17 protein-coding genes and 1 pseudogene are annotated in these 24,279 nt (G+C 59.9%); 7 read left to right on the top strand and 11 right to left on the bottom strand.

Annotated features, from left to right (window positions below; translation table 11 throughout):
• The first annotated feature begins 18 nt into the window (after positions 1–18).
• From DLD99_RS22450 to DLD99_RS22440, 3 genes are read left to right on the top strand one after another with little or no spacing between them, the layout of a single operon-like run.
• Positions 19–4,107, top strand: coding sequence for a Tc toxin subunit A-related protein (locus DLD99_RS22450; RefSeq protein WP_114885106.1), 4,089 nt, complete (start codon positions 19–21; stop codon positions 4,105–4,107).
• Positions 4,100–7,822: a hypothetical protein gene (locus tag DLD99_RS22445; protein WP_114885104.1), complete on the top strand. Its 3,723-nt coding sequence runs from the start codon at positions 4,100–4,102 to the stop codon at positions 7,820–7,822. Before DLD99_RS22450 ends, DLD99_RS22445 begins: the two co-directional genes overlap by 8 nt.
• Positions 7,815–8,810: a hypothetical protein gene (locus DLD99_RS22440; protein ID WP_114885102.1), complete on the top strand. Its 996-nt coding sequence runs from the start codon at positions 7,815–7,817 to the stop codon at positions 8,808–8,810. The genes DLD99_RS22445 and DLD99_RS22440 overlap by 8 nt, the downstream gene beginning before the upstream one ends.
• On the opposite strand, the gene DLD99_RS22435 is transcribed toward DLD99_RS22440, so the two are convergent.
• The 6 genes from DLD99_RS22435 to DLD99_RS22410 are packed head-to-tail and all read right to left on the bottom strand — an operon-like array spanning position 8,807 to position 15,523.
• Entirely contained in the window at positions 8,807–10,138 is a 1,332-nt protein-coding gene (locus DLD99_RS22435; RefSeq protein WP_114885100.1) for a DUF58 domain-containing protein, read from the bottom strand. The genes DLD99_RS22440 and DLD99_RS22435 overlap by 4 nt on opposite strands.
• Positions 10,135–11,136 (bottom strand): AAA family ATPase, encoded by a 1,002-nt coding sequence (locus tag DLD99_RS22430; protein ID WP_085709599.1) that lies wholly within the window; start codon positions 11,134–11,136, stop codon positions 10,135–10,137. The genes DLD99_RS22435 and DLD99_RS22430 overlap by 4 nt, the downstream gene beginning before the upstream one ends.
• A complete protein-coding gene (locus DLD99_RS22425) occupies positions 11,133–12,296 on the bottom strand; it encodes a DUF4350 domain-containing protein (RefSeq protein WP_114885098.1) in 1,164 nt (387 codons plus the stop codon). The genes DLD99_RS22430 and DLD99_RS22425 overlap by 4 nt, the downstream gene beginning before the upstream one ends.
• Positions 12,293–13,837, bottom strand: a complete 1,545-nt coding sequence (locus DLD99_RS22420) for a DUF4129 domain-containing protein (RefSeq protein ID WP_114885097.1) — start codon at positions 13,835–13,837, stop codon at positions 12,293–12,295. Before DLD99_RS22420 ends, DLD99_RS22425 begins: the two co-directional genes overlap by 4 nt.
• On the bottom strand, positions 13,824–14,801 hold the full coding sequence (locus tag DLD99_RS22415; RefSeq protein WP_114886775.1) for a stage II sporulation protein M: 978 nt from the start codon (positions 14,799–14,801) through the stop codon (positions 13,824–13,826). The genes DLD99_RS22420 and DLD99_RS22415 overlap by 14 nt, the downstream gene beginning before the upstream one ends.
• Positions 14,798–15,523, bottom strand: coding sequence for an RDD family protein (locus DLD99_RS22410; protein WP_114885095.1), 726 nt, complete (start codon positions 15,521–15,523; stop codon positions 14,798–14,800). The genes DLD99_RS22415 and DLD99_RS22410 overlap by 4 nt, the downstream gene beginning before the upstream one ends.
• Before the next feature lie 180 nt (positions 15,524–15,703).
• On the opposite strand from DLD99_RS22410, the gene sbcB reads away from it, so the two are divergent.
• Positions 15,704–17,134 (top strand): exodeoxyribonuclease I, encoded by a 1,431-nt coding sequence (gene sbcB, locus DLD99_RS22405; protein WP_114885093.1) that lies wholly within the window; start codon positions 15,704–15,706, stop codon positions 17,132–17,134.
• Positions 17,135–17,234: 100 nt separating this feature from the next.
• On the opposite strand, the gene mvaT is transcribed toward sbcB, so the two are convergent.
• Complete coding sequence (mvaT, locus tag DLD99_RS22400) at positions 17,235–17,612, bottom strand: histone-like nucleoid-structuring protein MvaT (protein ID WP_046054737.1); 378 nt, start codon at positions 17,610–17,612, stop codon at positions 17,235–17,237.
• A gap of 337 nt (positions 17,613–17,949) precedes the next feature.
• Here mvaT and purU point away from each other — a divergent pair, with 337 nt between their 5' ends.
• Both purU and DLD99_RS22390 read left to right on the top strand, forming a co-directional pair.
• Positions 17,950–18,798, top strand: a complete 849-nt coding sequence (gene purU, locus DLD99_RS22395; RefSeq protein WP_007912774.1) for a formyltetrahydrofolate deformylase — start codon at positions 17,950–17,952, stop codon at positions 18,796–18,798.
• Between the two features lie 84 nt (positions 18,799–18,882).
• Positions 18,883–19,077 carry a hypothetical protein gene (locus DLD99_RS22390; protein ID WP_114885091.1) on the top strand — a complete coding sequence of 65 codons (195 nt, stop codon included), beginning with the start codon at positions 18,883–18,885 and terminating at the stop codon, positions 19,075–19,077.
• Here DLD99_RS22390 and gpgF read toward each other — a convergent pair.
• The 3 genes and pseudogenes from gpgF to DLD99_RS29695 form a co-directional block, all read right to left on the bottom strand.
• Entirely contained in the window at positions 19,046–20,041 is a 996-nt protein-coding gene (gene gpgF, locus DLD99_RS22385; RefSeq protein ID WP_114885089.1) for a glucosaminyl phosphatidylglycerol flippase, read from the bottom strand. The two genes, DLD99_RS22390 and gpgF, sit on opposite strands and share 32 nt — an antisense overlap.
• 190 nt (positions 20,042–20,231) lie before the next feature.
• Positions 20,232–20,996 carry a methyl-accepting chemotaxis protein gene (locus DLD99_RS29700; RefSeq protein WP_371320922.1) on the bottom strand — a complete coding sequence of 255 codons (765 nt, stop codon included), beginning with the start codon at positions 20,994–20,996 and terminating at the stop codon, positions 20,232–20,234.
• Positions 20,997–21,137: 141 nt separating this feature from the next.
• Positions 21,138–21,977: pseudogene (locus DLD99_RS29695) on the bottom strand (HAMP domain-containing protein); the annotation flags it as partial.
• Positions 21,978–22,309: 332 nt separating this feature from the next.
• Here DLD99_RS29695 and DLD99_RS22375 point away from each other — a divergent pair.
• Positions 22,310–23,797 carry a helicase HerA-like domain-containing protein gene (locus DLD99_RS22375; RefSeq protein WP_114886771.1) on the top strand — a complete coding sequence of 496 codons (1,488 nt, stop codon included), beginning with the start codon at positions 22,310–22,312 and terminating at the stop codon, positions 23,795–23,797.
• A 22-nt stretch (positions 23,798–23,819) separates the two neighbouring features.
• On the opposite strand, the gene DLD99_RS22370 is transcribed toward DLD99_RS22375, so the two are convergent.
• Positions 23,820–24,275, bottom strand: a complete 456-nt coding sequence (locus DLD99_RS22370; RefSeq protein WP_114885087.1) for a DUF721 domain-containing protein — start codon at positions 24,273–24,275, stop codon at positions 23,820–23,822.
• Positions 24,276–24,279: the final 4 nt, after the last annotated feature.

The raw sequence follows: 24,279 nt of genomic DNA, 5'->3' as shown, positions 1-24,279 counted from the left end.
GCTTCAGGAGCAAAAATCATGGTAACGATCGACAACATCGGCGGACTGCAGGAAAAGCGTCAGCGCGCGTTGCTTGCTTATGCCATCGGAAAAATCCGTACAGACAACATCAAGAAGTACGAGTCTGTGACAACACCGCAAGATCTGTCCGAGGTATTGCGGCTGGACGGGCAGGATAGCTTCGCGGTGCAAAGCTCCCGGGTTGCCGAGGCGGTGAGCTGTGCGCAGCAGTACATCAGTTCTGTATATACCAAGCGTGAGCCTGGTTTTGAGACTAAAGAATTCGACAAGAAAGATCTGCAAGCGTGGAGGTATACAAATAATTATCCGGACTGGGCGTCGTTGAAGATGCTCCAGACCTATCCGGAAAACTTCGTCCAGCCCCACGTGCGCATGGGCATGACCAGCCTGTTCAAGACCCTGCAAAACGATTTGAACCAGGCACGTCTTACCAAAGACAGTGTGCAGGCGGCGCTGCAGGTCTATCTGGAATCGTTCGAGAAAATTTGCAATCTGGACGTGGTCAGCGGCTGCATGACCGAGGGGCTGCCGGAGTCGACGGTCTATTATTTGCTCGGCCAAACGCGCAGTGATCCGCGCCAATACTTCTGGCGCATGGCTGACGTTGAACTGGGTGCCACTGAGGAAGCCATGAATCCCGGGGGGTGGCGCGAATGGCTGACCGTGGATATTTTGGCCGGCGTACGGCTGGTGGATATGCGTCCGGTGCTGTGGAATGAGCAGCTGTGCATCGTGTGGGTCGTTTGGCGCGACCGGGTGGAGTCCAAGGAAGAGTTTCTACCCGACAGACTGGAGATCTTCGTGGCGTTCAAGCGCCAGAATGATCAGTGGTCGCCACCGACTACTTTGATCATCCAGGAATACCCGACAAAAACTTCGCCCATCGGTGCCCGGCTGATCGCAACGGTGTGGAAGGATTACCAAAATCCCAAAGGCAAACTCGGAGTATTGCTGACCAACGGTCAATCCGGCTCCGTGAATGTCCTCACCGTCCGGGATGTATTTCTGCGTGACATGCCTCATGACGATGGCGCCTGGCTGAGGTCGGCGGCTGAACATCGCTTTCCGGACGCCGCCATGGTTCAGCATCCGCTGATGAATCAGCCGACGGTGGTTGCCAGTGATCAAACATCCGGCGCTCTGTCGAGGTTTCTTGGGCTGCATGCCACAGCTCATCGCGTAGGCGATCAGGATGTGCTGTTTGTTCAAGGTTATTGCTGGGTGACCGGGCTTGCCGGAAACGACGTTTCCCTGACATTGAACCTGGAGGGCGCACTTCCCGACGACAAGCTTCCACCGCCTACTACTTACCCGGTGGCAGGCGGCTGGAGTACCCTCTCGGCGCAGCTTGAACGCAAGGCAGGTAGCTGGACTCAGCCAGCCGTCTTCACATTTGGCAGCCCCACCGAAGGTCTCAAGCGCTTCGAGGTGCGGGTCAAGGATCTGACGGATTTTCGTGTTCCGACCCTGCTCAAGAACACCCGGAATGCGGCGCAGTTCTTATCGCTCAATCAGGCGCACCTTGCTCTGCAGTTCACCCGGCTCAACACCTTGTTCGGCCCCGAGCTCGTGCAGCGTGCCAGTAGGTCCGTCGATTTTTTGCTGGACTGGTCCACTCAGTTCCTCGAGGAGCCAGGCCCTGAGTCTGGCTCAACGGAATTCAAGGAGATCAACGGCGCATTCGACAGCGCCAACGGCCGAAATTTCTGGGAGCTGTTTTTTCATCAGCCGCATCTTGTCGCCACTCGCCTGCGCGATGAGCAGCGTTTTGATGAGGTGTATGAATGGCTCAAGTACGTGTTTGATCCACAGGCACCGGCGGACAAGCCGCAGGTCCCTCCCGAAGACGATGAGCGACCAGCGTACTGGCGGTGCCGGCCGTTGAACCGGGACAAGGGCAATCCGGGATATGAGGCTCTGAATCCGGGCGATGTGGATTCCATCTGCTATGCAGCACCCAGGCACTATCGGATTCTGATGTTCTGCGAGTACGTCCGGACCCTGATCGCCCAGGGTGATTGGCACTATCGCCAATTGACGCGCGACAGTCTGGTGGCAGCCAAGCTGTGCTACACCCGAGCGCAGTCAATGCTGGGCAAGCCACCTTCGGTTCGCGCCGTCAACCGTTGGAACCCGATCAAACTCGGCAATCTGTTGGCTGTCAGCGAGTCGCGATCCAGGCTTGAGGCATTCGAAAAAACATTGGCGTTCAGCCTCAAGGATTTTCCTGTCGCCACCGATGCCGATGCGCGGTCGGGGTTACTCGGCTCCGACTTGTTCATCAATCCCCTCAATGAAGATCTGCTCGGGTTGTTTGCCTTGCCTGGCGCGCGCCTGGATAACTTGCGCAACAACCGCAACATTGACGGGGTGCCGATGCTCATTGATCTGTTCAGCGCACCCACCGATCCCCGTCAGATGATGCGCGATCTGGCAGCCGGAAGCAGTGGCGCGCCCCGGCCAATGGGTGGGCGCCTCAAGGTCAACGCCTTTCGCTGGCGCATCTCGTTCGAGGTCGCGTTGCGTGCGGCGCAGATGCTCTCGGAGTTCGGCGCGCAGTTGCTGAGCTTGCGCGAGCGTGGGGATCAGGCAGAGCTGCAGGAAATACAACAACGGCAGATGGTGGAGCTGGGCGACTACACACGCGCAATGCAGGAGCAGACCATCGAGCAGTTGCACTTGCAGATCACAGCGCTGGAGCAGAGCAAAGCCGTGGCGCAAGAGCGCGCTGACGCTTACGCGAAACTCTATGACGAGCACATATCGACTGCTGAATACGAGGTCATGGACAAGATCCAGTCGGCCAAACTGTATTCATTGATTGCGTCCAGCATCAAACCGGCTGGCGCAATTATCGCCGCACTACCCAACATTTTTGGTCTGGCCAATGGTGGGCACAGGACGGATAAAATCATCGATGCAGTGGTATTCGGACTGAACGTTGCTTCCTCGGTCAAGCAGATGGAGGCCGATAAACTGGCAACCACCGAAGCTTACCGCCGCCGGCGTGCCGATTGGGGCCTGCAACGTAATCAGGCGCAGGCAGAAGTCCGCGCGCTGGAAGCGCAGATCAGCGCACAGCGGCAGTCTGTGCTCGCAGCGCAGACCAGTCTGGAGCAAACCCGGCTTGCCAATAGCCATGCCTTGACGGTTTATAACTTCCTCAAACAGCGAGCGACCAATACCGAGCTGTTCCGATGGATGCTGGGGCAGCTCAGTGCGCTGCACTATCAGGCACACGATACGGTTGTGAGCCTTTGCCTCAGTGCCCAGGCCTCGCTGAATGCCGACACCGGCGACTTCGCTACGGTCCGCTCGTTACCCGGGGTCTGGCTGGACAATCGCAATGGCCTGACCTCCGGTGAGCATCTGCGGATGTGGCTGCTGAACCTTGAACGCGACTATATGCAGCAGCACCAGCGACGGCTGGAACTGCGCAAAACCGTATCCCTGCGTCGCTTGTTCGACGACCCCGTTGATCCCCAACTCGGCCTTCACAGCTGGACGCAAGCACTGGCGCAGTTGCGGGACAAAGGAACACTGGAGTTCTGCCTGACCCAGTTGCTGTTCGATCGTGACTATCCGGGGCATTACTGCCGGCAGATCAGCTCGGTCTCAGTCAGTCTGCCAACAGTCAATGGGCCGTACGAGGATGTGCGTGCTTCCCTGGTCCAGATCAGCAGCAAAATCGCCACCCTGGCAACGGCACAATCGGTTGCTTATTTGCACGATCCGGCAAACTACGTGGCCCCCCCGGATGTGTTGATCAACTTGCTCTCCGGTCAGCAGATCGCCCTGTCCACCGGGCTGTCCGACAACGGTTTGACCGCCAGCAAACCTGATGAAGGCTTGCTCAATCCGTTCGAAAACACCGGCGCAGTTTCCTGTTGGCAGTTGAACTTCCCTTGGCCGCTGAAAGAACCGCAGAGCGGCATCCTGGCCTCGATGACGGACATCATCGTGGAGATCTTTTTTAGCGCCAAAGCCGGTGAGCCGACCTTTACGCGCCAGGTAGAGGACATGGTGACGATTGCCGAGACAGCGCAGAAAAACAAAAAGCGCCAAGGAGCGAGCAACCATGGGTAATCAAGGCGTTCTCGCCAACCAGAATCTGGTGGCTAATGGCTCATTCGAGTTTCTCTTGAACGGTTGGACCAAGTATCCGAGAAACAGTCCGTGGATCTCTTTCTCCACACAGAAGTACAACGGCGAGGATATCAACACGCTGGCGGCCGGTTATGGGGCATCGATCAGCCAGGAGATCGTCGCACCCATAACCCCGGGCCAAGAGGCGCGATACGTTCTGAAGTTTCTGTGCGAGTCGCGCCATGAGGGCATAGCGTTGGTACGCCTTGCCAGTGAGGGCATGGCACCCGTGGACATTCAGATTCCCCCCGGTAGCCAGCGCAACACAGGGCAGCCGTTGGACTTTGTCCCAGTCGAGTACTCCATCGACTTGCCCTCGACATTCAGCGCCGGGGATATTCTGACATTCAGTTTGACCAGTCCGACGAGCAGGCCTGATGACTATCATTTGTTGGTTTATCTGAGTGGCGTCGTTATCGAGTTGCACCTGGGACCTTTGAAGCTGAAGGAGTTCGTGCTTGACGGGCAACCCCATCCACCGGCATCACTGGTGCCGCTCTGCCTCGGTGCGGAAAACACCGGAACGCATGCGCTCGGTTTTCAGGTAGAAGAGGGCAATATCTGGGAGGGCACCGCTTACTCTCTGGAGTTCGGCAGCAATCCTGATGGAGCAGTTGTCGCCTATCCCGATGCGCCGATCGATCACCCGCTGCACGAAGACCGGGCACTGAGTTGCCCGGCGCTCAGCCTGTCAGCACCCCACTCGATGACGCTGACGTTGTGGAGCCAGTACCACGCCGCTCCCTTTCTGTTACAGGCATCGTTGTGGCATCACCGGCTGGATTTTCTTCAAGTCCTGCCTGCGGCGTATTTCCCGGTACTTGCTCTCAATCAAAGCGTCCGGTTGGGCGTGCAAGTGGCATCGTTTTACACAAGGCAGACGCTTGAGGGGGTGCCGGTTACCTGGACTGTCGCCGGGCGTTCGATCCAGGTCAATGTGACCACCGGTGCCGATGGCTGGGCGTACCTGGATTACCGGCCAGACGCTGCGGGAGTCTTCAACATCGGCGCCTCGGTTCCGAGCCTTTACTACACGTCGGGTGTTGTCACGCAGAGCCTCGAAGTGAAGGTGCTGGCGACGGATCCGTGGGACGAGGTCATGGCGGTTGTCGCTGACAAGCCAGAGCCTTGGGCATTAAAGACGGGGTGGCCGAATCGGGGGTCGGATTATGATCTGCGGATAATCGTGCCGGAAGTCCTTCTGCAAACCGAGATGTCGCTCGGATGGAAGGGCGATTCCCAAGAACAGCTTAAAGTCGGTGTCAGCCCGCAGATTGATGAAACAGTGCCGATAACCCCAAGCCTTGAACTGCTTTGGAGGCTGAAGAACGGGGATGTGCTGGATGGCAGATTCCAATTGAATTTGACCTGCTCGAAATTGCTCCTGCCGTCTGCGGACAAACTCATGCGCCTGGCACGCAACGAACTCGAAATTGGCCGGGTGCTTGAGGCGGACAAGACATGTGTCGTTGATGAGCAGGAACGTGCAACCGTTCAAGTCGAGGTTGTGCACAGGGTGACGGCCGGCGACGGTGATCCGGTGCAGGGAGCCTTGGCAACGTGGAAGTTGCCGGACGGAACCATTGTTCACTCGACTACGGGCGCTGGCGGCTGGACCAGCGTTTCGTATCAGCCGACCAGTGCCGGCGATCATGTAATCGTCGTACAGATCCAGGCGCACCCGGATGCGATGCCGATTGAACATACGTTCGTCATCTCCGCAATTGCGACCAGCCCGTGGAAGAGCGAGGTCACATTTTTACTTGATGGTGTTGAAGTACAGCGCAACACGCTTGGAGTGCTCTGCCGCCGTGGACAGACACATACCTTGAAAGTCTTGCCGAACGCGGGTAGCGCCTGGATCGGGAAAAACATCAGTCTGAACTGGCGCGGTGAGGATCCCGAAATCGGGCTTGTCATCAGCGATCCGGGCACGTCAAAGACTCTGGTGGCAGAGGGAGTGGAGTGGACCGTTGCCTCTGAGGCAGCCAGCAGTCTCAGCAGGCAGTTCCAAGTCGAATTTCGTCTAGAGGGCGAACAAACGGTGCGGGAGCTTTCCGGACGTTTGCTGCACGTTGATCTCAAGGAAGAACTGAGTCTGTTACTCGATCAGGTTTTTCGACCACTGACCGGTCAACCGTTTGATCCGTGTCTGGGGGCGGTTCATTCGCTCAACGTACTGCCCTATGCGCTCAGTCCGCTGCTGGGGCTGAATATATGGTTGAAGTTGACGGGCACGCCGCTCGACCAGTTGGGCGCTTCGATAAATCCGGCGCCGGATCAGCCTCATCGACTGAACGCCAGCGGGGTGCAATGGGAACTGGACTTCACTGCTGCTGTGGCAGGCCTGTTCAATGTGACCGTGTCTTTGCCTGAGCTGAATTTCGTCGCTGTCGCCACACCCATGAAGCTGGATCACAACAAGCTCCGGTTGACCAGGCTGCGCGATCCGGCAGTGGATCCGGTTATCGGGCTGGACACGGCCTGGGTCTGGGCGTGGGTGGTTTCCCATTTCACCGGCAAGCCGGTTGCGGGCGCGTCGGTCATTTGGGAGGCCGAAGGCACACCCACCGAAGTCAAGGCCGATGCCGAGGGCGCGAGCGGTTTTGCCTATGTCCCGAAAGCGCCGGGCGAGCACAGGGTCACGAGTTCAGTTGTCAGTCCTTTTGATGACTTCAAAGAATCCCTCTCGACATCGGCCACCGCTTTGCCCAGCGACCCCTGGGTTGAGGTTCGCGGCAGTATGGACGGACTGACCGCCGTTCCTGTCGGAGAACAAACCTACTTCCCGCGCCGCAAGGCCCAGCACTCCCTGGAAGTGTCGGCGCCCGCAGGTAATGCGTTGATTGGACGCAAGTTGACATTGGGGATGGGCGGGAACGGGCCCAGTAAGCTGGGGTTCGTTTTTTCCACGCCCAACACACTCGGATTGGCGCAAGCATTCCACGGAAATTTGCGTTACACGTTTTCTGTAGATGATCTCAGGGACGGCAGCTGTACATTCCGCCTGGGGGCCGAGCGGCTGGCACGTCTGTCACCGCCGATTCACATGTCCGTGGGGGTGGGGGATCAAGTTCTGACGATCAGTGCAGCCAATCGTGCCGCCCCGATCCTTTATTGGAGAGAGGCGTTTGTTGGCGTCGTGAGCGTTCTCTCGTCGATAAGCGGGAAGGCGATGGTCGGTGTGGAGGTCAATTTCTCAGGAGAGAACGGCGAGATTTTTACCAGGGTCACGGACTATTACGGGAATGCGAAAGTGCGGTTCGTCCCGAAAAATCCTGGTCCGTCAGCTGTGATTTGCTCCGTGGGGACGGGGGCGTCTTCGCAGTCGATTACGCTCCCCTATGAGTTGTTGGAACCACGGGAAATAGCGTCGCTCACCAGTCCGAATACCTCAGGTCCTGTCGGGGCAAGAGTTTCAGCAGAGATCCTGGTGGTTTCGGCGCGCAATGGCCAGCCACTGCCGAACGTCGAAGTCAAATGGGCATTTTTGGACCTCGTCCTTCCACCGTCGACGACGGACGGTGAGGGAAAGGCGAAGGTGGAATTCAGACTGCCGAACATGAACCGTGCGCTGCTCGAAGCGACCGTGGTGGGTGGGCTTGCGGGTTGGGCAGGAGAACATCTCGAATTCAGGGTGATACCAAATGAATAGTTTATCGGTTACTTCTCAGACCTGGTTGCAGAACTTCAGACCGTACGTCAATGGTGAGCGAGTGAGGTGGTTGGAGTTTCGTTTGATGCTGGCGGCGGGAGAGTCCGTCGACCTGACGCTGGAGTTTGAATACAGCTATTTGATTGGTGATCCGGAGTCCTCACTCCAGTTGCTTTGTGAACCGAATGCGGAGTCGGTGGGGCTAGTGTGTGATCCTCCCTTTGGACAATTGGTTGAAATGGCGGAGGGACTTATCTCCTTGACTTGGCATATTTCTTCCAGCCAAACATCCAATGGACCGTTTGAATTGCACTTCGAGATGCCTGATTACCAAGGAATGCCACATTCGCCAGAGATACCTGGAGCGGTAATCAATTTTGTGCAAGAAGTAGATGTTTTATTCGATAAGTTCACTGCGACTTTCGACAGCAGTACGGTCTACCCCTGTCACGGGGCATCACACACGCTGACCGTGCGGCCCAAACTTTCCAGCCAGTTTCTGAACAAACCCGTAAAACTGTTATGGAGTGGTGAGCCAGCCGAAAAGCTCGGTGTGAAGGTCTGGCCTTCGTTGGTCAACGAGCTAATACTGGGGGAGGAGGGTTTGAAATGGGAGCTGGATTGTTCCAGTACCTCCATTAACGGGGAGTTTTCTTTGCAAATGGCGTTTATTGAATCGAAGGAAGTGTCTTTGCCATTGACAATGTCGTTAGGGCACAACCTGGTAACGGCAGAGCGCTGGAGAGAGCAACACGAACAGTGGCCAGAATGGAAAATCTGGTATTCGTACCATATCCGCGCAAAGTCGGCATTTACGAATAATGTGGTGTCAGGAGCTAAAGTTACCCTTGAGTGGAGAGGCGGTACGAGTTATATGAACACTAACTCGCAAGGAGAGGCACGGTATAATGATAAATCTGGCTTATATTTGCGCATGTTTATATTGAATCGTTATGACGGTTCGACGGTGCGAATGCCGAGGCTCTAAAGATTTCCCGTTTTCTTCCAGTCCAGATAGTGCTTTGCAAGCGCGATCCCCAGGTCCGTGGGCCGCGTTTGCAATAGCGTGATTTCATGAGCGTTCAATTGCTCCTGGATGTCGGCGCAGGCATTCAAATAGCCCACCGTCGCGCAATAGGTCAATGCTTCCTCCAATGTCTCCACCGGTCGAAGGCGTGTTTCATCGAGAACACACTCTCGAAGGCTCGCCACGAGCACCCGATGCTGGCTACTCAAGCGCTTGGCAGCGGCCAGCAGTTCCTCACTGTCCTCATCGCGCACATTGGTCAGCAGCACCACCAGAGCCTGGCGTTTCTGCCGGGCCAGCACTTGGTTGACCGCAGTTTGATAATCAGCGGCATGTCGGCTGCTGGCGAGGTCGTAGACCGTGTTTAAGAGAGTCCTGAGCTGATTCGTGCCTTTGACCGGCGCCACGCAACGCGGCTGTTCGCAGGCGAAGGTGCTTAGTCCCACCGCATCCCCCTGCCGCAACGCCACATAACTCAACAGCAAACACGCATTCAACGCATGATCGAAATGCGACAGCTCACCATCCTGACTGCGCATCTGCCGCCCGCAATCGAGCATGAAGATGATCTGTTGATCCCGTTCGTCCTCGTACTCCCGGGCAATCGGTGTGCGATGGCGGGCGGTGGCTTTCCAGTCGATCTGGCGCAGGCTGTCGCCTTCGCGGAATTCCCGCAGCTGATGGAATTCCATGCCCTGGCCACGACGTTGGCGCTGGCGTACGCCGAGCTGGCTGAGCCAGTTGTCCACCGCCAGCAACTGACCGCCGTAGAGGCGGGCGAAGTCGGGGTAGACGCGGGTGTGATCGGTGATGTTCAGCAGGCGTTTGCCGGACCACAGGCCGAAGGGGCTTGGCAGGTTGAGTTCGCAGGTGTCGAAGGTGAAGTGGCCGCGTTTGAGCGGACGCAGGCGATAGCCGATCAGGCTGCGCTGGCCGGGTTGCAGCTCGGTGTCGAGTGGCAGGTTTTCGAAACTCAGACCATCGGGTACGTGATCGAAGATCTGAATGGCCAGTGGTTGGTCGAAATCGTGTTCGATTTCCAGCCGGATCTCGCTCCAGCGACCGAGGGCCAGGCTGCCGGGTATCTGTCGTTTCATGCGGGGCGAGGGCAGGCGTTTGAGGCGCAAAGCGTCCAGCAGGCTCAGCGCAAAAAGCGCCAGCAGCAATCCCCAGTTGATCGACAACAGGCTCGATGGTACCTCGACGTCCAGCGCCTGCAACGCGCCCAGCACAATGCCGATGGCCAGCAGGATCGCCAGCCAGATCAACAACAGACGCGAGGGTTTCACAGGCGCGGCGCCGGTACTTGGTCGAGCAGTTGCTGAAGGACTTGATCGACTTGCAGCCCTTCGATATCCAGCTCCGGGGCGAGGCGTACGCGGTGGCGCAACACCGCCAGTGCACAGCCTTTGATGTCGTCGGGAATCACGAATTCGCCGCCGCGCAACAGGGCCCGGGCGCGGGCGCAGCGCACCAGTGCGATGGAGGCGCGGGGCCCGGCGCCGAGGCTCAGCCCCGGCCAGGTACGGGTGCTGCGAGCGAGGCGTACGGCGTAATCGAGCACCTGATCGTCCAGCGGCAGATCGCTGGCGATGCGTTGCAGGGCTTGCACGTCCTTGGCCTGCAACACGGTGCGCAGCGGTTGCACGTCGAGCATGTCGGCGCGGGTCGAGCGGCTGACCTGGCGCACCATGTCCAGTTCCTGATCGGCGTCGGGGTAATCCATGCGCACCTTGAGCATGAAGCGATCAAGCTCGGCTTCCGGCAGCGGATAAGTGCCTTCCTGTTCGATCGGGTTTTGCGTGGCGAGCACCATGAACGGCTGGGCAATCGGCAGGGCCCGGCCTTCGAGGGTGACCTGACGTTCCTGCATCGCTTCCAGCAGTGCAGCTTGGGTCTTGGCCGGGGCGCGGTTGATCTCGTCGGCCAGCAGCAGGTTGGTGAACAACGGGCCTTTGCGCAATTTGAATTGTTCGGTCTGCAGGTCGTAGACCGCGTGGCCGGTAACGTCGCTGGGCATCAGGTCCGGGGTGAACTGGATGCGTGCGAACTCGCCACCGAAGCATTTGGCCAGGGCCCGTACCAGCAGGGTTTTGCCGAGGCCGGGGACGCCTTCGAGCAGCACATGGCCGCCGGCGATCAGCGCGGTCAGCACGTCGTCGATCACCGGGTTCTGGCCGATCAGCGCCTTCTGCAATTCACCGCGTACCGCTTGGGCCAACTGACTGGCTCGGTGGCGTTGCTGGGCCGCGTGGCTGGGCGAGCCGGGTTCGATGTGTTCGGTCATAGCGAGTTCCTCAAGGCTTGCAGGTGGGCGACCTGACGGCAGAATTCGGCGCTGGACAGGCGCCGCTTCGGTGCCGGGCTCAGGGCCTGGCTGATGGCACGGGTCGGCTGGCGGGTCAGGCGTGACAGGGCCAGCCATTGTTCGGCGACGTTCAATTGGTCGAAACCGGGATGACGATGACGGGCGCGGCGCAGGACGTCCTGCTGCAAGGCTTGCAGCAAGGTCTGTTGACCGTTGTGACGCAGGATGAAATCGGCACTGGCGCGCAGATGTTCCATCAACTGACGACGACCGCTCGGGGCAGGAGCCTGCACCGGCCCGTGACGCACGCCGACATGCCACAGCCACAGACCGATCAGCGCCAACAGGGCCACGATGGCCTGCGGGAAATAGCGCCAGAGCAAGGTCAGCAGACCGTCGTGTTCGGTGTTGTACAGCAGCGTCACGGCGGTGTCGGCGCTCAGATACCAGAGCAGCCAGGCATTGTCGTGTCGGGCGATGGCCGGGGTTTTCCACAGGTCGGCATCGGTGACCACGGTGATCGTGCCGACGCCATAGGGCAGTTGCATCATGTGCGTGGCGCGGGCGCTGTTGGCCCAGGCCTGGGCGAGGTTTTTCGGGTCGTCGAGGTGGAACGCGGTGTCGAACCCGGCGTAGGCGGGAGCGTCTTCGTCTTCCAGATAGAGCTTGGTCAGATTGGGCCAGGGATCGTCGTCGGCATCCGGCGGCGGGTCTTTCAGATCCTTGCTCAGGGACTGATGCAGTTGCACACGGTCGAGAAGCAGGTCATTGCTCTGGCCGGTCTTTTCATCCCACAGCGCCTCGGCGACGAATACCAGCCGCCCGCCGGCCCGGGCCCAGTTCAAGACCTGATCGACCTGGCGCGGCGTCATTTTTGAACGGTCGTTGAACAGCAGCAGTGTGTGTCGTCGAGGATCGATTTCGGGCAACACGGCGAGGCTCTCGGCATGGCCGACGGTAATCCCGTGACTGCGTAGAAACATCTCCGCTGCCAGATAAGGATTGGCTTGCGCGGCGGGGGACGGGCCATGATCGACAACGGCCTGGTAAGGCGTGGCCTTGAGGTACAGATAAACGCCCAGCGCACCCGACAAGGCAACAATCAATGCGCCGATCAGCCAGAGTGCGCGCCGGTTCAACGGGCAGCTCCATGGCCGAACAGTGACCGCCAGCCATCGCACAATTCCTGTTGCAGATGCGCCGCCGGCACGCGGTGCCCATAGGCCATGTTCTGCCAGTGGCCGGTGAGATGACGGCTGTAGGCGAGCAGGTCGGGACGCTGCAAATGTTCGATCCGCGCCAGTACTTCGCTTTCGGTATCGGCCGGTTTCAGGGTCAGGTTGAAGTCGTGCAGCAGGTGACTGAGCAGCGCCCGATACAACAGGCCGAGCGCCGCACGGGGCTGGGTCTGCCAGAGCTGTTCGGCGCTGGCGGCGATGTCGTCGGGCAGGGTTTCTTTGCTCAGGTCGAGGCCGAAGGCTTGCTGTGGCACTGGGCGTTTTATCCGCTCGGGCAATCGCGGGCGACGGCTGACGAACGTTTGCAGAAACTCGCGGTAGCGCCAAATCAACCATCCGAGCGCCCCGATCACCATGGCCCACAGCAACACTTCAATGGCCTTGGCCAGCCCGTTGAGGTGTTGACCATTGAGCCAGCCCAGCAGGGTTTTCAGCCATTGTGGGGCTTTGCTGTCCTTGGTCTTTTCGACGGTGGCAGGATCTTCGCCGAAGCGATAACGGGTGACGGTTTCCTTGTTCTTGAACGGCGGTTGTTCCAGCAAGGCCTTGATGCTGTCGCGGGATGCCTGGCTGGTCAGTGGCTGATTCAAAAGCCGGGGCGCATCCGGGGCGGTGGCAGGATCGGCGGCCCATGCCGAGGGCACTCCCGGCAGCAGCAGACAGACCACCAGCAGCAAACCGAGTGCGCTGCTGTTCAGGCGTTGACGCAGGCGGCGGAACACCAGTTCGATGTCCCAGGCTTCGAGTACAGTGCGTCGGTTCAGGTAAAGGCTGAAACCGCAGGCGACGTAGACCGGTTCCCAGATCACCAGTATCAGGGCATAGAAAGCATTGGTCAGGTGCTCGAGCCAGCGCCACTCGTGGTCGGCGGCAAAGATCAGGCTTTGCCAGTCCCAGTCGGTTTCAACCTGTTGCGGCAAAAGCAGGTAGAACAACACCATCAGTCCGATCCACAGCGCCGTTTCCAAATGGACGCCGATGATCGTCAGCCACTGTGCGGCACCGGCATTGCGTTGCAGCAGTACCCGCAAACGCTGCTGGCGTGTGAGACCGCCCAGTCCTTCGAGCTGCACCACCGGCATCAGGAAGCTGCGACTGAAGCTCAGGCGTCGCCAGGTCAGGCTCGCCAGCAATTGCGGTTTGAGCAGTTTTGGCCATTGGTGCAATGCCTGTTTCAGCGTGGGCGTTTCACCGAACAGGGCTTTGGACAGGATGTACAGCGGCAAGCGTTCGTACGCCGGTTTCAGCCACCAGAAGATAAACACCGCGAGCGACGGCGAATCCCACAGCAACAGGCTGAGCACCACGAACAGCGGCAGGGTGACGATGGCCCAACTGGTCATCAACAGACGCCGGTGCTGCTGGCTCATGCGCACGCCCAGGTCCATGGCTTCCCAGGTACTGCGCGGGCGGATCACCACGGTGGCGTCACTCAGGCGCATGGCGGGTCCTTCCGGCGAACAACAGATAGACTGCTACGCAGAGCCAGAGCCCGGCGCCGACCAGGTATTTGGTCTGCGGCGTGACCCCGGTGCGTGACGACCAGTAGGCCTCGATAAACGCGGCGATCAACAGGAACAGCATCACGCCGCAGATCAGCAAAACACTCTGGCGCGCCGAGTGTCTCAATGCCTCGCCGCGTGTCAGGCGTCCTGGCGCAATCAACGCCCAACCCAGTTTCAGTCCCGCCGCCCCGGCCAGGGCAATGGCCGTGAGTTCGAATGCACCGTGCCCGATGACGAAGGACCAGAAGGTCTGGCCGTAGCCGATTTCACTCAGGTGCCCGGCCACGGTGCCGATGATCAAGCCGTTGTAAAACAGGAAAAACGCGCTGCCCACCCCCAGCAGCAAACCGCTGGCGAAGGTCTGAAAGGCAATGCCGATGTTGTGCATGATGTAGTAGCCGAACATCACCCAGTCTTCGCTGGCGGCGCGTTCGGCGGAGCGCCCGAGGTGGCCGGCGGCGGGGTCGTACATGCTCTGCATCTCGCGCACCTGATCGGCGGGGATCAGGTTGTAGACCAGCTCCGGGTACAGGTACACCAGCAATCCGAAACCGATCAGGCTGCCGAAGAACAGCAGCCCGGCGGCCAGCACGAAGCGCCATTCGGTGCGTACCAGCCGTGGAAATCCGGCCAGGATGAAGCCAAGCACGTTAGCGCCGAGCTGGCTGCGATGACGGTAAAGCTGTTGATGGCCGCGCAGTACCAACTGTTGCAACGAGTCGACGAGGAAACTGCTGTAACCACGTTCCTGCGCCAATGCCAGATGCTGGCAGAGTCGACGATAAGCCTTGGGAAATTCCGCCACCTGCGAAGTGTCCTTGCCGCGTTCCAGACGTTCGAGGGCGAGCGTGAAACGCTCCCATTCGGCCTTGTGGCGGCTTTCGAAAAGGCTTTGCTTCATGTCGGCCCCAGCAGGCCGCGGGCGATGCCGTTGAGTTCACCGACGGCTTTCGGCGCGCTGATGTGCAGTGGCTGAGCCAGGAGTGCCGCGAGTTCGTTGACCCGCGCCGTCGACAGTTCATCCTGGCGTTCGGCGAAAGCGAGCAGGGCCCGTTGTTCCGTCAGGGTAAGCGGGACCGGCGAGCGGCGGGGTTCGGCATCGGGCAATTGCGGGCGCTTGAGCGGGCGTTCACTGTAGATCACCAGCGTGCCGGCAGCGATGTCGCCGAGGCGTTTGAAGGTCGGGTGTTGCAGGCAACTGATGGCGCCAAGGAAATAGCCGAACGGCATCAGGTCGACAAAACGCAGCAGGTTGCGCAGCAAGGAGGCCGACCAACCGACCGGGGTGCCATCGTCGTGCACCACCCGCAGGCCCATCCATTGTTTGCCCGGCGAACGGCCTTGGCGCAGCACTTCGAACAGCACCATGTACCACCAGCTCACCGCGAACAGCAGCAGCGAACCCAGGCCGATGCCGAGTTTGCCGAGCAGCGCCAGCAGCATGAACAGCAGCCCGAGGATCACCCCGCGCAAAACCAGATCGATGGTGAAGGCCACGGCACGCACCATCAGGCCGGCGGGACGCAGCGGCAGATCGATGCCTTCCGGCGTTTCGACCTGGTGCCGTGTGTCCAGCGGCGGGGCCAGCGTTGCTTTCCTTGGCGGTGCTGTGGTCTCGAGCATGGGCTACCTGATGTTGCCGGATCGGGATGCGAGTGAATCCGATGCTAGCAGCCTCTCGGGGGAAAACGACATAACTATGTCATTCACATCGTTCAACCAAAGGTGACTGAATGATGCGGTGCTGGCCGCGACGGCAGTCGAACGCCTAGACTTTGCCGATCTTCAGTTCAGGAACCGCCCGTGACTTCCATCTTCTGGTACGACTACGAAACCACCGGCATCAATCCGCGATGCGACCGACCGTTGCAGGTGGCCGGGATTCGCACCGACCACGATCTCAACGAAATCGACGAACCGGTCAATCTTTACTGCCAGCCCAGCGAAGACATCCTGCCGCACCCGGCGGCCTGCGCAATCACCGGCATCACCCCGGGCCGTCTTGCCGAGCAGGGCTTGAGCGAAGCCGACTTCATGACCCGGGTCCACGCCCATCTTGCGGCTCCCGGCACTTGCGGCGCGGGGTACAACACCCTGCGTTTCGATGACGAGATGACTCGTTACAGCCTGTACCGCAACTTTTTCGATCCCTACGCCCGTGAATGGCAGGGCGGCAACAGCCGCTGGGATCTGATCGATGTGGTGCGCGCCGCTTATGCGTTGCGTCCCGACGGGCTGGTCTGGCCGACCGATGACGAAGGCAAGGTCACGCTGAAGCTCGAACGCCTGACCGCCGCCAACGGCATCGATCACGGCAATGCCCACGAGGCGTTGTCGGACGTTCGCGCCACCATCGCCCTGGCCCGGTTGATCCGCGAGAAGCAGCCGAAGTTGTATGACTGGCTGTTCCAACTGCGCAGCAAACAGAAGGTCATGGACCAGATTCGCCTGTTGCAGCCGATGGTGCACATTTCCGGACGCTTCTCGGCGGCACGCAGTTTTGTCGGTGTGGTGCTGCCGCTGGCCTGGCATCCGCGCAACAAGAACGCGCTGATCGTCTGTGATCTGCATCTCGATCCACAGGGCCTGCTGGATCTGGATGCGCAGACCTTGCGTCAGCGCCTGTATACCCGCCGTGACGATCTGGCCGAAGGTGAATTGCCGGTGCCGCTCAAGCTCATTCACATCAACAAGTGCCCGGTGGTGGCGCCGTTGTCGGTGTTGAGGGCTGATGATCAGCAGCGTCTGGGTCTGGACATGGCACTGTATCAGGCGCGCGCATTGCGACTAAGTGACGCACAACAAGTTTGGAAAGATAAAGTCTCGGCGATTTATGCCAGCGAAGATTTCACCCCGAGTGAAGATCCCGAACAACAGTTGTACGACGGATTTATCGGCGATCGTGATCGTCGTTTATGTGAGCAAGTGAGGACGGTGGATCCTGCGCAATTGGCGCGAGAGCAATGGCCGTTCGATGACGAACGTTTGCCTGAATTGTTGTTTCGATATCGCGCACGTAACTTTCCGGATACGTTGAATTTCGAAGAGCAAGAACGCTGGCAAATCTTTTGTCGGCAGCGCTTGTCCGAGCCTGAATGGGGTGCCCCTAATACCGTGCAATCTTTTACAGAGGCCGCGGAGCAATGGTTGCTTAGTGCCTCGCCATTACAGCGCGAGGTGCTGGTTGAATGGCAGAGTTATGTCCAGGCATTGCGCAAACGTTTGAATCTTTGAAATCGAACATGTCCGTTGCCTGAACGACGGGCATAAAAAAACGCCAGCGGATGCTGGCGTTTTTTTGTGTCGCGGACGGGTCTGCGACAAGGGTTGCGGCTTAGCCCAGCAGGGTAGCCCAGCCTTCAACCACGTCACCACCCCACTTGGCTTTCCACTCTTTCAGAGTCTTGTGGTTGCCACCTTTGGTTTCGATGACTTCGCCGTTGTGCGGGTTTTTGTATTGTTTAACTTTGCGTGCACGCTTGGTGCCGGTAGTTTTTACTGCGCCGCCACGTGGGGCCTTGGTTTTGGACTCTGGATCCAGCAGCGCGATGATGTCACGCAGGGACTTGGAGTATTCGCCCATCAGGGTGCGCAGTTTGCCTTCGAATTCCAGCTCGGCCTGCAGTTTGTCGTCTTGCGACAGGTTTTTCAAACGGGCTTGCAGCTCTTTGATGGCTTCTTCGGTGGCACGATATTCGTTGATCAAGGACATGATTACTACCTTATTGGGAGTGCGCGATGGCAGGGGACAGTGCGGCAATAATAGTCAGGCTGTTTCATCAAGTAAACATTTAACCGGGCTTTTTATTTGGATTAGTTACGTTGAAAAGCCCTGAATTGAATATTCAGTTAAATAATGTGATGCAGTCTTCACAGATATTCACAGAGATCGGTTGGTACAGGGCTATTACCGCGCCATCATCCTGACGATTGCCCGCGTCAAAAAAGCTGCGGCGAGGCCTGGCGGGGCTCAAGGCTCATCGATACTGCAGTTTTGCGGCGTAGTCGCTAGAATGTCCGCCTTTGCGAAGTTCTGGAGTTTCCCCCTCATGCGCACTTTTCGGCTGGTGATTTCTTGCCCGGACCGCGTTGGCATCGTTGCCAAAGTCAGTAACTTTCTGGCGGCCCACAATGGCTGGATCACCGAAGCGAGCCACCACTCGGACAATCAGGTCGGCTGGTTCTTCATGCGTCACGAAATCCGTGCCGATTCCCTGCCATTCGGTATCGAGGTGTTGCGCGAGAAGTTTGCACCGATCGCCGAAGAGTTCTCGATGGACTGGCGTATCACCGACACCGAGCAGAAAAAACGTGTGGTGCTGATGGCCAGCCGTGAGTCCCACTGCCTGGCCGACCTGCTGCACCGCTGGCACAGCGATGAGCTCGATTGCGAGATCTCCTGCGTGATTTCCAACCACGACGACCTGCGCAGCATGGTCGAGTGGCACGGCATTCCTTATTACCACGTCCCGGTCAATCCGCAGGACAAGCAACCGGCCTTCGACGAAGTGTCGCGCCTGGTCAAGCAGCACGATGCCGAAGTGGTGGTGCTGGCGCGCTACATGCAGATCCTGCCGCCGGACATGTGCCGCGAATACGCGCACAAGGTCATCAACATTCACCACAGCTTCCTGCCGTCGTTCGTCGGTGCCAAGCCGTATCACCAGGCGTCGCTGCGCGGCGTGAAACTGATCGGCGCCACCTGCCACTACGTGACCGAAGAGCTGGACGCCGGCCCGATCATCGAGCAGGACGTGGTGCGCGTCAGCCACAGCGACAGCATCGAAGATATGGTGCGTTTCGGCCGTGATGTCGAGAAGATGGTGCTGGCCCGTGGCCTGCGCTATCACCTGGAAGACCGCGTGCTGGTGCACGGCAACAAGACCGTGGTGTTCTGATCGAACCTTTCGGTTGAAAAACCAAGGGCCTGGGCGTTCAATCGCTTCAGGCCCTTTTTTGTTTCAGCCCCGGAGAAAACGCACGTGAACGATCCACTGGACAAAGCCACCTCCAAAGCGCCCGCCACCCTGGGCGAAGGCTGCCTGAGCCGTTATGACCCGGATGACCTTCGCCCGGAGGATGGCACGGACTTCCCCGACGCCGCCGCGTTGTGGGAGCAGCTCAACGAAGAGAAGCCGGACGATACTAAGCCTGCCGCACCTTCATCAGCTTCCTGAGCAGCGGTCGCCCGAGCATCAGCAGGAAAATCGACCCGCCGACCAGCAAGTAGAAGTAAAACGTCATCGCCCGCCAGATCAGGATCGCCGCCGCAGCGGTCGACGCCCCCACCATGGGCGCCAGCAGTGCCGCCGACGTCAGTTCCGCCGCCCCGGCCCCACCCGGCAACAGGCTGAATTGTCCCGCCCCCAGCGAAAGCATCTGAATCAGAAACGTCCAGGCCCACTGCACGTCCGCCCCCAGCCCGCGGAGCGCCAGATACAACACGCTGTAACGCAGCGACCAATGCACGCACGTCAGGGCAAACACCTTGAACAGCGTTTGTCGCGGCAGTTTCAGGGCATCGGTGAACGCCGCCAGAAAATGCAGCAGCTTGCGTGCCCAGCGCCATCGCGTGGCGGGCTGCACGTTCATGCGCGCCAGCAGCCGGCCACTCCAGCGAATCAGTATCCGGTGATAACGCGCCACCAGCACACAACTGAACAGCCCGCCGAACAACGAAATGGCGCTGACGATCAGCAGCCATTCCATCCGGTCGCTCAGATGCTGGAACAAGGCATAAATCAGAATCCCGCCCAACGCACACAGAAAGAACAGCAAGTCACTCAACTGATCCATCGCAAACACCGCGCTGCCCCGGGCCGGGCGCACGCCGCTGCGGGCCAGCAGTGCCATGATCGTCAACGGCCCGCCGGTGCCGCCGGGTGTGGCGCACCAGGCGAATTCGGCGGCCATGACCACGCCAAGGCTCTTCAGCGGTGTGACCCGTTCACGCTGATCGCCGAGCAGCAGTCGCAGGCGCAACGTATTGATGCCCCAGCAGAGCAGAACCATGGCCAGCAGGATCGACAGCCAGTGCAGAGGAAAGGCTTGCAGGCGGGTCCAGGTTTCTCCGCCGCCCAGTAAAGAAGGGATCAGCACGGCGGCCAGCAGACCGATCAGCAACAGAATGCCGCGACTCATGCGTGAAGTCTGTGTTGGAGTGCCAGCGTGATTTCAGCGATATGCACAGTGAACGCCCCTTCGCTCGTTGATGTCCCGTGTTGACCTTACTCCAGAATAGATGTTCGGTCGGGATGTGCGGTGGGGGGAGGTTATGCGAGAGGTGAGATGCCTTCGCGGGCTGACCCGCGAAGGCATCCGGGGGAGGGGCTTAAATTCGGAAGCTGCCGACCAGTTGCTTCAGACGCGAAGCCTGCTGCTCCAGATCCGAGCAGGCACGCAAGGTCGCCTGCAGGTTCTCGACGCCTTCCTGGTTCAGCGTATTGATCTCGGTAATATCGACGTTGATCGACTCGACCACGGCAGTCTGTTCCTCGGTCGCGGTGGCCACCGACTGGTTCATCCCGTCGATCTCGCCGATGCGCTGGGTCACGCTGTTCAGGCGCTCGCCGGCGAGGTTGGCGATCTCCACGCTGTCTTGGCTGTGGCGCTGGCTGTCGCTCATGGTGCTGACCGATTCGCGGGCGCCGACTTGCAGCTCCTCGATCATGGTCTGCACTTGTTGCGCCGATTCCTGGGTGCGGTGGGCGAGGTTGCGCACTTCGTCCGCCACCACCGCAAAACCGCGACCGGCTTCACCGGCCCGCGCCGCTTCGATGGCGGCGTTGAGCGCCAGCAGGTTGGTCTGCTGGGAAATGCTGGTGATCACTTCCAGAATCTGGCCGATGTTCACGGTCTTGCTGTTCAGCGATTCGATGTTGCTGCTGGATGCGCTGAGCATGCTCGACAACTGATTCATTGCCTTGATGCTGCGATCCACCACTTGCTGGCCGTCTTCGGCCAGGCCACGGGCGTCGCTGGCCTGGGTCGAGGCTTGCGCGGCGTTGCGGGCGATTTCCTGAGCGGCGGCGCCGAGCTGGTTGATCGCGGCGGCCACGCTGTTGGTGCGCGAGGCTTGCTGGTCGGAGTTGTACATCGACGAGTTCGAGGCCGCGACCACACGCAGGGCGACTTCGTTGACTTGCCCGGTGGCGGACGACACTTCGCGGATCGAACCATGAATCCGCTCGACAAAGCGATTGAATGCCGTGCCGAGCACGCCGAATTCGTCCTGGTTCTGGATGGTCAGACGCTTGGTCAGGTCGCCTTCGCCGTCGGCGATGTCTTCCATGGCGCGGGTCATGACGTGCAGCGGCTGGATCAGGATGCGGATCAACATGCCAAGCAGGGCGATGATGATCGCCACCGCAATCACGGTCGCGATCACCGCCGAGGTGCGGAACTGGCTGAGCATCGAGAAGGCTTTGTCCTTGTCCACCGACAGGCCGATGTACCAGTTCACCGACGGCAGGCCCTTGATCGGGGCGAAGGTGACGATGCGGGTTTTGCCGTCGACAGTGATTTCACTGAAGTCGCTGCTGATGCGCGGGGTGTCCTGCGGATAGGCTTCCTTGAGTGACTTCATCACCAGGGCCTTGTCCGGGTGCACCAGGATCTTGCCGTCGGCGCTGACCAGGAACGCGTAACCCATGCCGGAGAAGTCCCGGGCGCTGAGGGTGTCGATCAGGGTTTGCAGGCTCAGGTCACCGCCCACCACGCCGACGCTCTGGCCGGCCTTTTTCGCGGCGGTGGCGATGGAAATGATGGTCTGGCCGGTGGCCGCGTCGATGTACGGTTCGGTCAGGGTCGAGGTGCTGCTGCTTTCGGCACCTTTATACCAGGGGCGGACCCGTGGATCGAAACCGTCCGGCATCTTCGCATCCGGACGGATGGTGAAGTGCCCGGTGGCATCGCCGAGGTAGGACGCCATGAAGGTCGACGTCAGGGCTTTCTGTTCCAGCAGGCTGGCGACGGCGGACGGCTCGGGGTTGATCGCAATGTTCTGTGCCGCGTTCTCGATCAGCAGGATGCGCCCGCTGAGCCAGGTCTGGATGTTGTCGGCAGTGACCTCGCCCATCTCGTTGAGGTAGTTGTTTAGGTCGTCGCGGATTGCATTGCGTTGCAGCCAGTCGTTGTACAGCGTGAACGAGGCGAAGGCGGCAATGACGATGAGGGCGGCGGCAAGCAAGATTTTATGGCTGAAGCGTAGATTTTTGTTCATGGCTTGGGGTTCCGCTAAGGTCTTAATGTCCAGGGCGTGCTTTTATAAAGGCGCGCAAAATGGGCAGGGGTGAAAGCTCACTGATATTTCCGTCTCTCCTTAGGGAAATCTCAGACCGGACTTTTGATCGGGTCTCTCACTCCTCTCTATCGGCCATGCTCGACAAAGATTAACTATTGGGTGACCAAATGCCTGACTCCTCGCAACTCGTTATCGGCGCCGATCTCGCCGGGCAACCGATCGCCCAGGCGATGCGCCTGGCCAACCGTCACGGACTGGTGGCCGGCGCGACCGGTACCGGCAAGACCGTCACTTTGCAGCGTCTGGCCGAGGCGTTCAGCGACGCCGGCGTCGCGGTATTCGCCGCCGACATCAAGGGTGACCTGTGCGGCCTCGGCGCTGCCGGCAACCCTCAGGGCAAGGTCGCCGAGCGCATCGCCGGGATGCCGTGGCTCAACTACAAGCCTCAGGCCTATCCCGTGACCTTGTGGGACATTCACGGGGAGTCCGGTCATCCGTTGCGCACCACCCTGAGTGAAATGGGCCCGTTATTGATCGGGGCCTTGCTGGAACTGACCGACAGCCAGCAATCGGCGCTGTACGCGGCGTTCAAGGTCGCCGACCGTGAAGGGCTGTTGCTGCTGGATCTGAAAGACCTGAAAGCACTGCTCAATCACCTCAAGGACAACCCGCAACTGCTCGGCGAGGACGCGGCGTTGTTCACCACCGGCTCCAGTCAGGCGCTGTTGCGGCGTCTGGCGATCCTCGAACAGCAGGGCGCCGAAGCCTTGTTCGGCGAGCCGGCGCTGCAACTGGAAGACATCCTGCAACCGGCCGCCGACGGTCGCGGGCGCATTCATTTGCTGGATGCCAGTCGTCTGGTGCATGAAGCGCCGAAGGTCTACGCGACGTTTTTGCTATGGCTGCTCGCCGAGCTGTTCGAGCAACTGCCGGAGCGGGGCGACGCCGACAAACCGCTGCTGGCGCTGTTCTTCGACGAAGCGCACTTGTTGTTCGGCGATACGCCCAAGGCCTTGCAGGAACGTCTGGAACAAGTGGTGCGGCTGATCCGCTCCAAGGGCGTGGGCGTGTATTTCGTCACCCAGTCACCGGGCGACCTGCCGGACAACGTGCTGGCGCAACTGGGGTTGCGCGTGCAGCACGGTTTGCGGGCGTTCACCGCCAAGGAACAGAAATCCCTGCGGGCGGTGGCGGACGGTTTCCGGCCGAATCCGGCGTTCGATACGTTGTCGGTGTTGACCGAACTCGGGATTGGCGAGGCGCTGGTCGGCACCTTGCAGGAAAAGGGCACACCGGAAATGGTCCAGCGTGTGCTGGTGGCACCGCCGCAATCGCGGATCGGGCCGTTGACCGAGACCGAACGCACGGTGCTGATTGCCGGATCCCCGTTCAAGGGGCGTTATGACAAGCCGATCGATCGCGAGTCGGCTTATGAAATCCTCACCGGGCGCAAGAACCTGGGGCCTGAAGCCGAGACGATACCTGGCAAACCGGCGCCTGAAGAGCCAAGCCTGGCGGACAAAGCCGGGGAATTCCTCGGGACAGCGGCGGGGCAGGCTTTGAAGTCGGCGATGCGTCAGGCGGCGAACCAGTTGGGCCGGCAGTTGGTGCGGGGGTTGATGGGCTCTTTGCTCGGTGGCAGCAAGCGCCGCTAGGACCTCGGCGGGCGCGCCGGGGTCAGGATTTGGCCTTGGCGTGCGCTGCCAGACGCTCCAGCGCCGCCCGCAGGCTCGGATCGCTGATCCCGTCGGCGGTGGATTGAATGGTCGCTGCGGCATCCGTCGACAGATCCATCGTGTGCCCGGCTGCTCTGGGCTGGATGACGGGCGGCCGCACCGAGAACTTGATCCGCGTCAGACCGGTGAACTCGTCGAACATCTGCAGTTGCCGCAGCAGGCGTTTTTGCTGATAGCGCAGGCGAGTGGCCCAATGGCCATCAGTGACCACCAGCGACAGTTCGCCTTCGCGCCACTTGGCTACATGGCAGTGCTCGCGGGCGGCGGGTTGCAGCTGGCTGTCGAGCAGGCGCTGCAGATGGGCCAGGCGTTGAGCATGGCCGAGGATGGCTTTCAACGGCCTGGCTTCGCGTAGCAGAACGGCGGGCGCTCTGGCTGTAAGAGGGCGAAATGCCATGATC

It is taken from the genome of Pseudomonas kribbensis (genome assembly GCF_003352185.1).
Lineage (GTDB): Bacteria > Pseudomonadota > Gammaproteobacteria > Pseudomonadales > Pseudomonadaceae > Aquipseudomonas > Aquipseudomonas kribbensis.
The sequence above is the reverse complement of the archived record's forward strand: the minus strand, read 5'-3'. Positions and strand labels throughout refer to the sequence as shown.

Bases quoted from the DNA above. Each gene is read 5' to 3' on its own strand.
- DLD99_RS22430 (WP_085709599.1), bottom strand. From the start codon at position 11,136: ATGACCGAACACATCGAACCCGGCTCGCCCAGCCACGCGGCCCAGCAA.
- gpgF (WP_114885089.1), bottom strand. From the start codon at position 20,041: ATGAGTCGCGGCATTCTGTTGCTGATCGGTCTGCTGGCCGCCGTGCTG.
- DLD99_RS22410 (WP_114885095.1), bottom strand. From the start codon at position 15,523: ATGCTCGAGACCACAGCACCGCCAAGGAAAGCAACGCTGGCCCCGCCG.
- DLD99_RS22375 (WP_114886771.1), top strand. From the start codon at position 22,310: ATGCCTGACTCCTCGCAACTCGTTATCGGCGCCGATCTCGCCGGGCAA.
- DLD99_RS22445 (WP_114885104.1), top strand. From the start codon at position 4,100: ATGGGTAATCAAGGCGTTCTCGCCAACCAGAATCTGGTGGCTAATGGC.
- DLD99_RS22440 (WP_114885102.1), top strand. From the start codon at position 7,815: ATGAATAGTTTATCGGTTACTTCTCAGACCTGGTTGCAGAACTTCAGA.
- DLD99_RS22450 (WP_114885106.1), top strand. From the start codon at position 19: ATGGTAACGATCGACAACATCGGCGGACTGCAGGAAAAGCGTCAGCGC.
- mvaT (WP_046054737.1), bottom strand. From the start codon at position 17,612: ATGTCCTTGATCAACGAATATCGTGCCACCGAAGAAGCCATCAAAGAG.
- DLD99_RS22370 (WP_114885087.1), bottom strand. From the start codon at position 24,275: ATGGCATTTCGCCCTCTTACAGCCAGAGCGCCCGCCGTTCTGCTACGC.
- DLD99_RS22420 (WP_114885097.1), bottom strand. From the start codon at position 13,837: ATGCGCCTGAGTGACGCCACCGTGGTGATCCGCCCGCGCAGTACCTGG.
- purU (WP_007912774.1), top strand. From the start codon at position 17,950: ATGCGCACTTTTCGGCTGGTGATTTCTTGCCCGGACCGCGTTGGCATC.
- DLD99_RS29700 (WP_371320922.1), bottom strand. From the start codon at position 20,996: ATGTACAACTCCGACCAGCAAGCCTCGCGCACCAACAGCGTGGCCGCC.
- DLD99_RS22415 (WP_114886775.1), bottom strand. From the start codon at position 14,801: ATGAAGCAAAGCCTTTTCGAAAGCCGCCACAAGGCCGAATGGGAGCGT.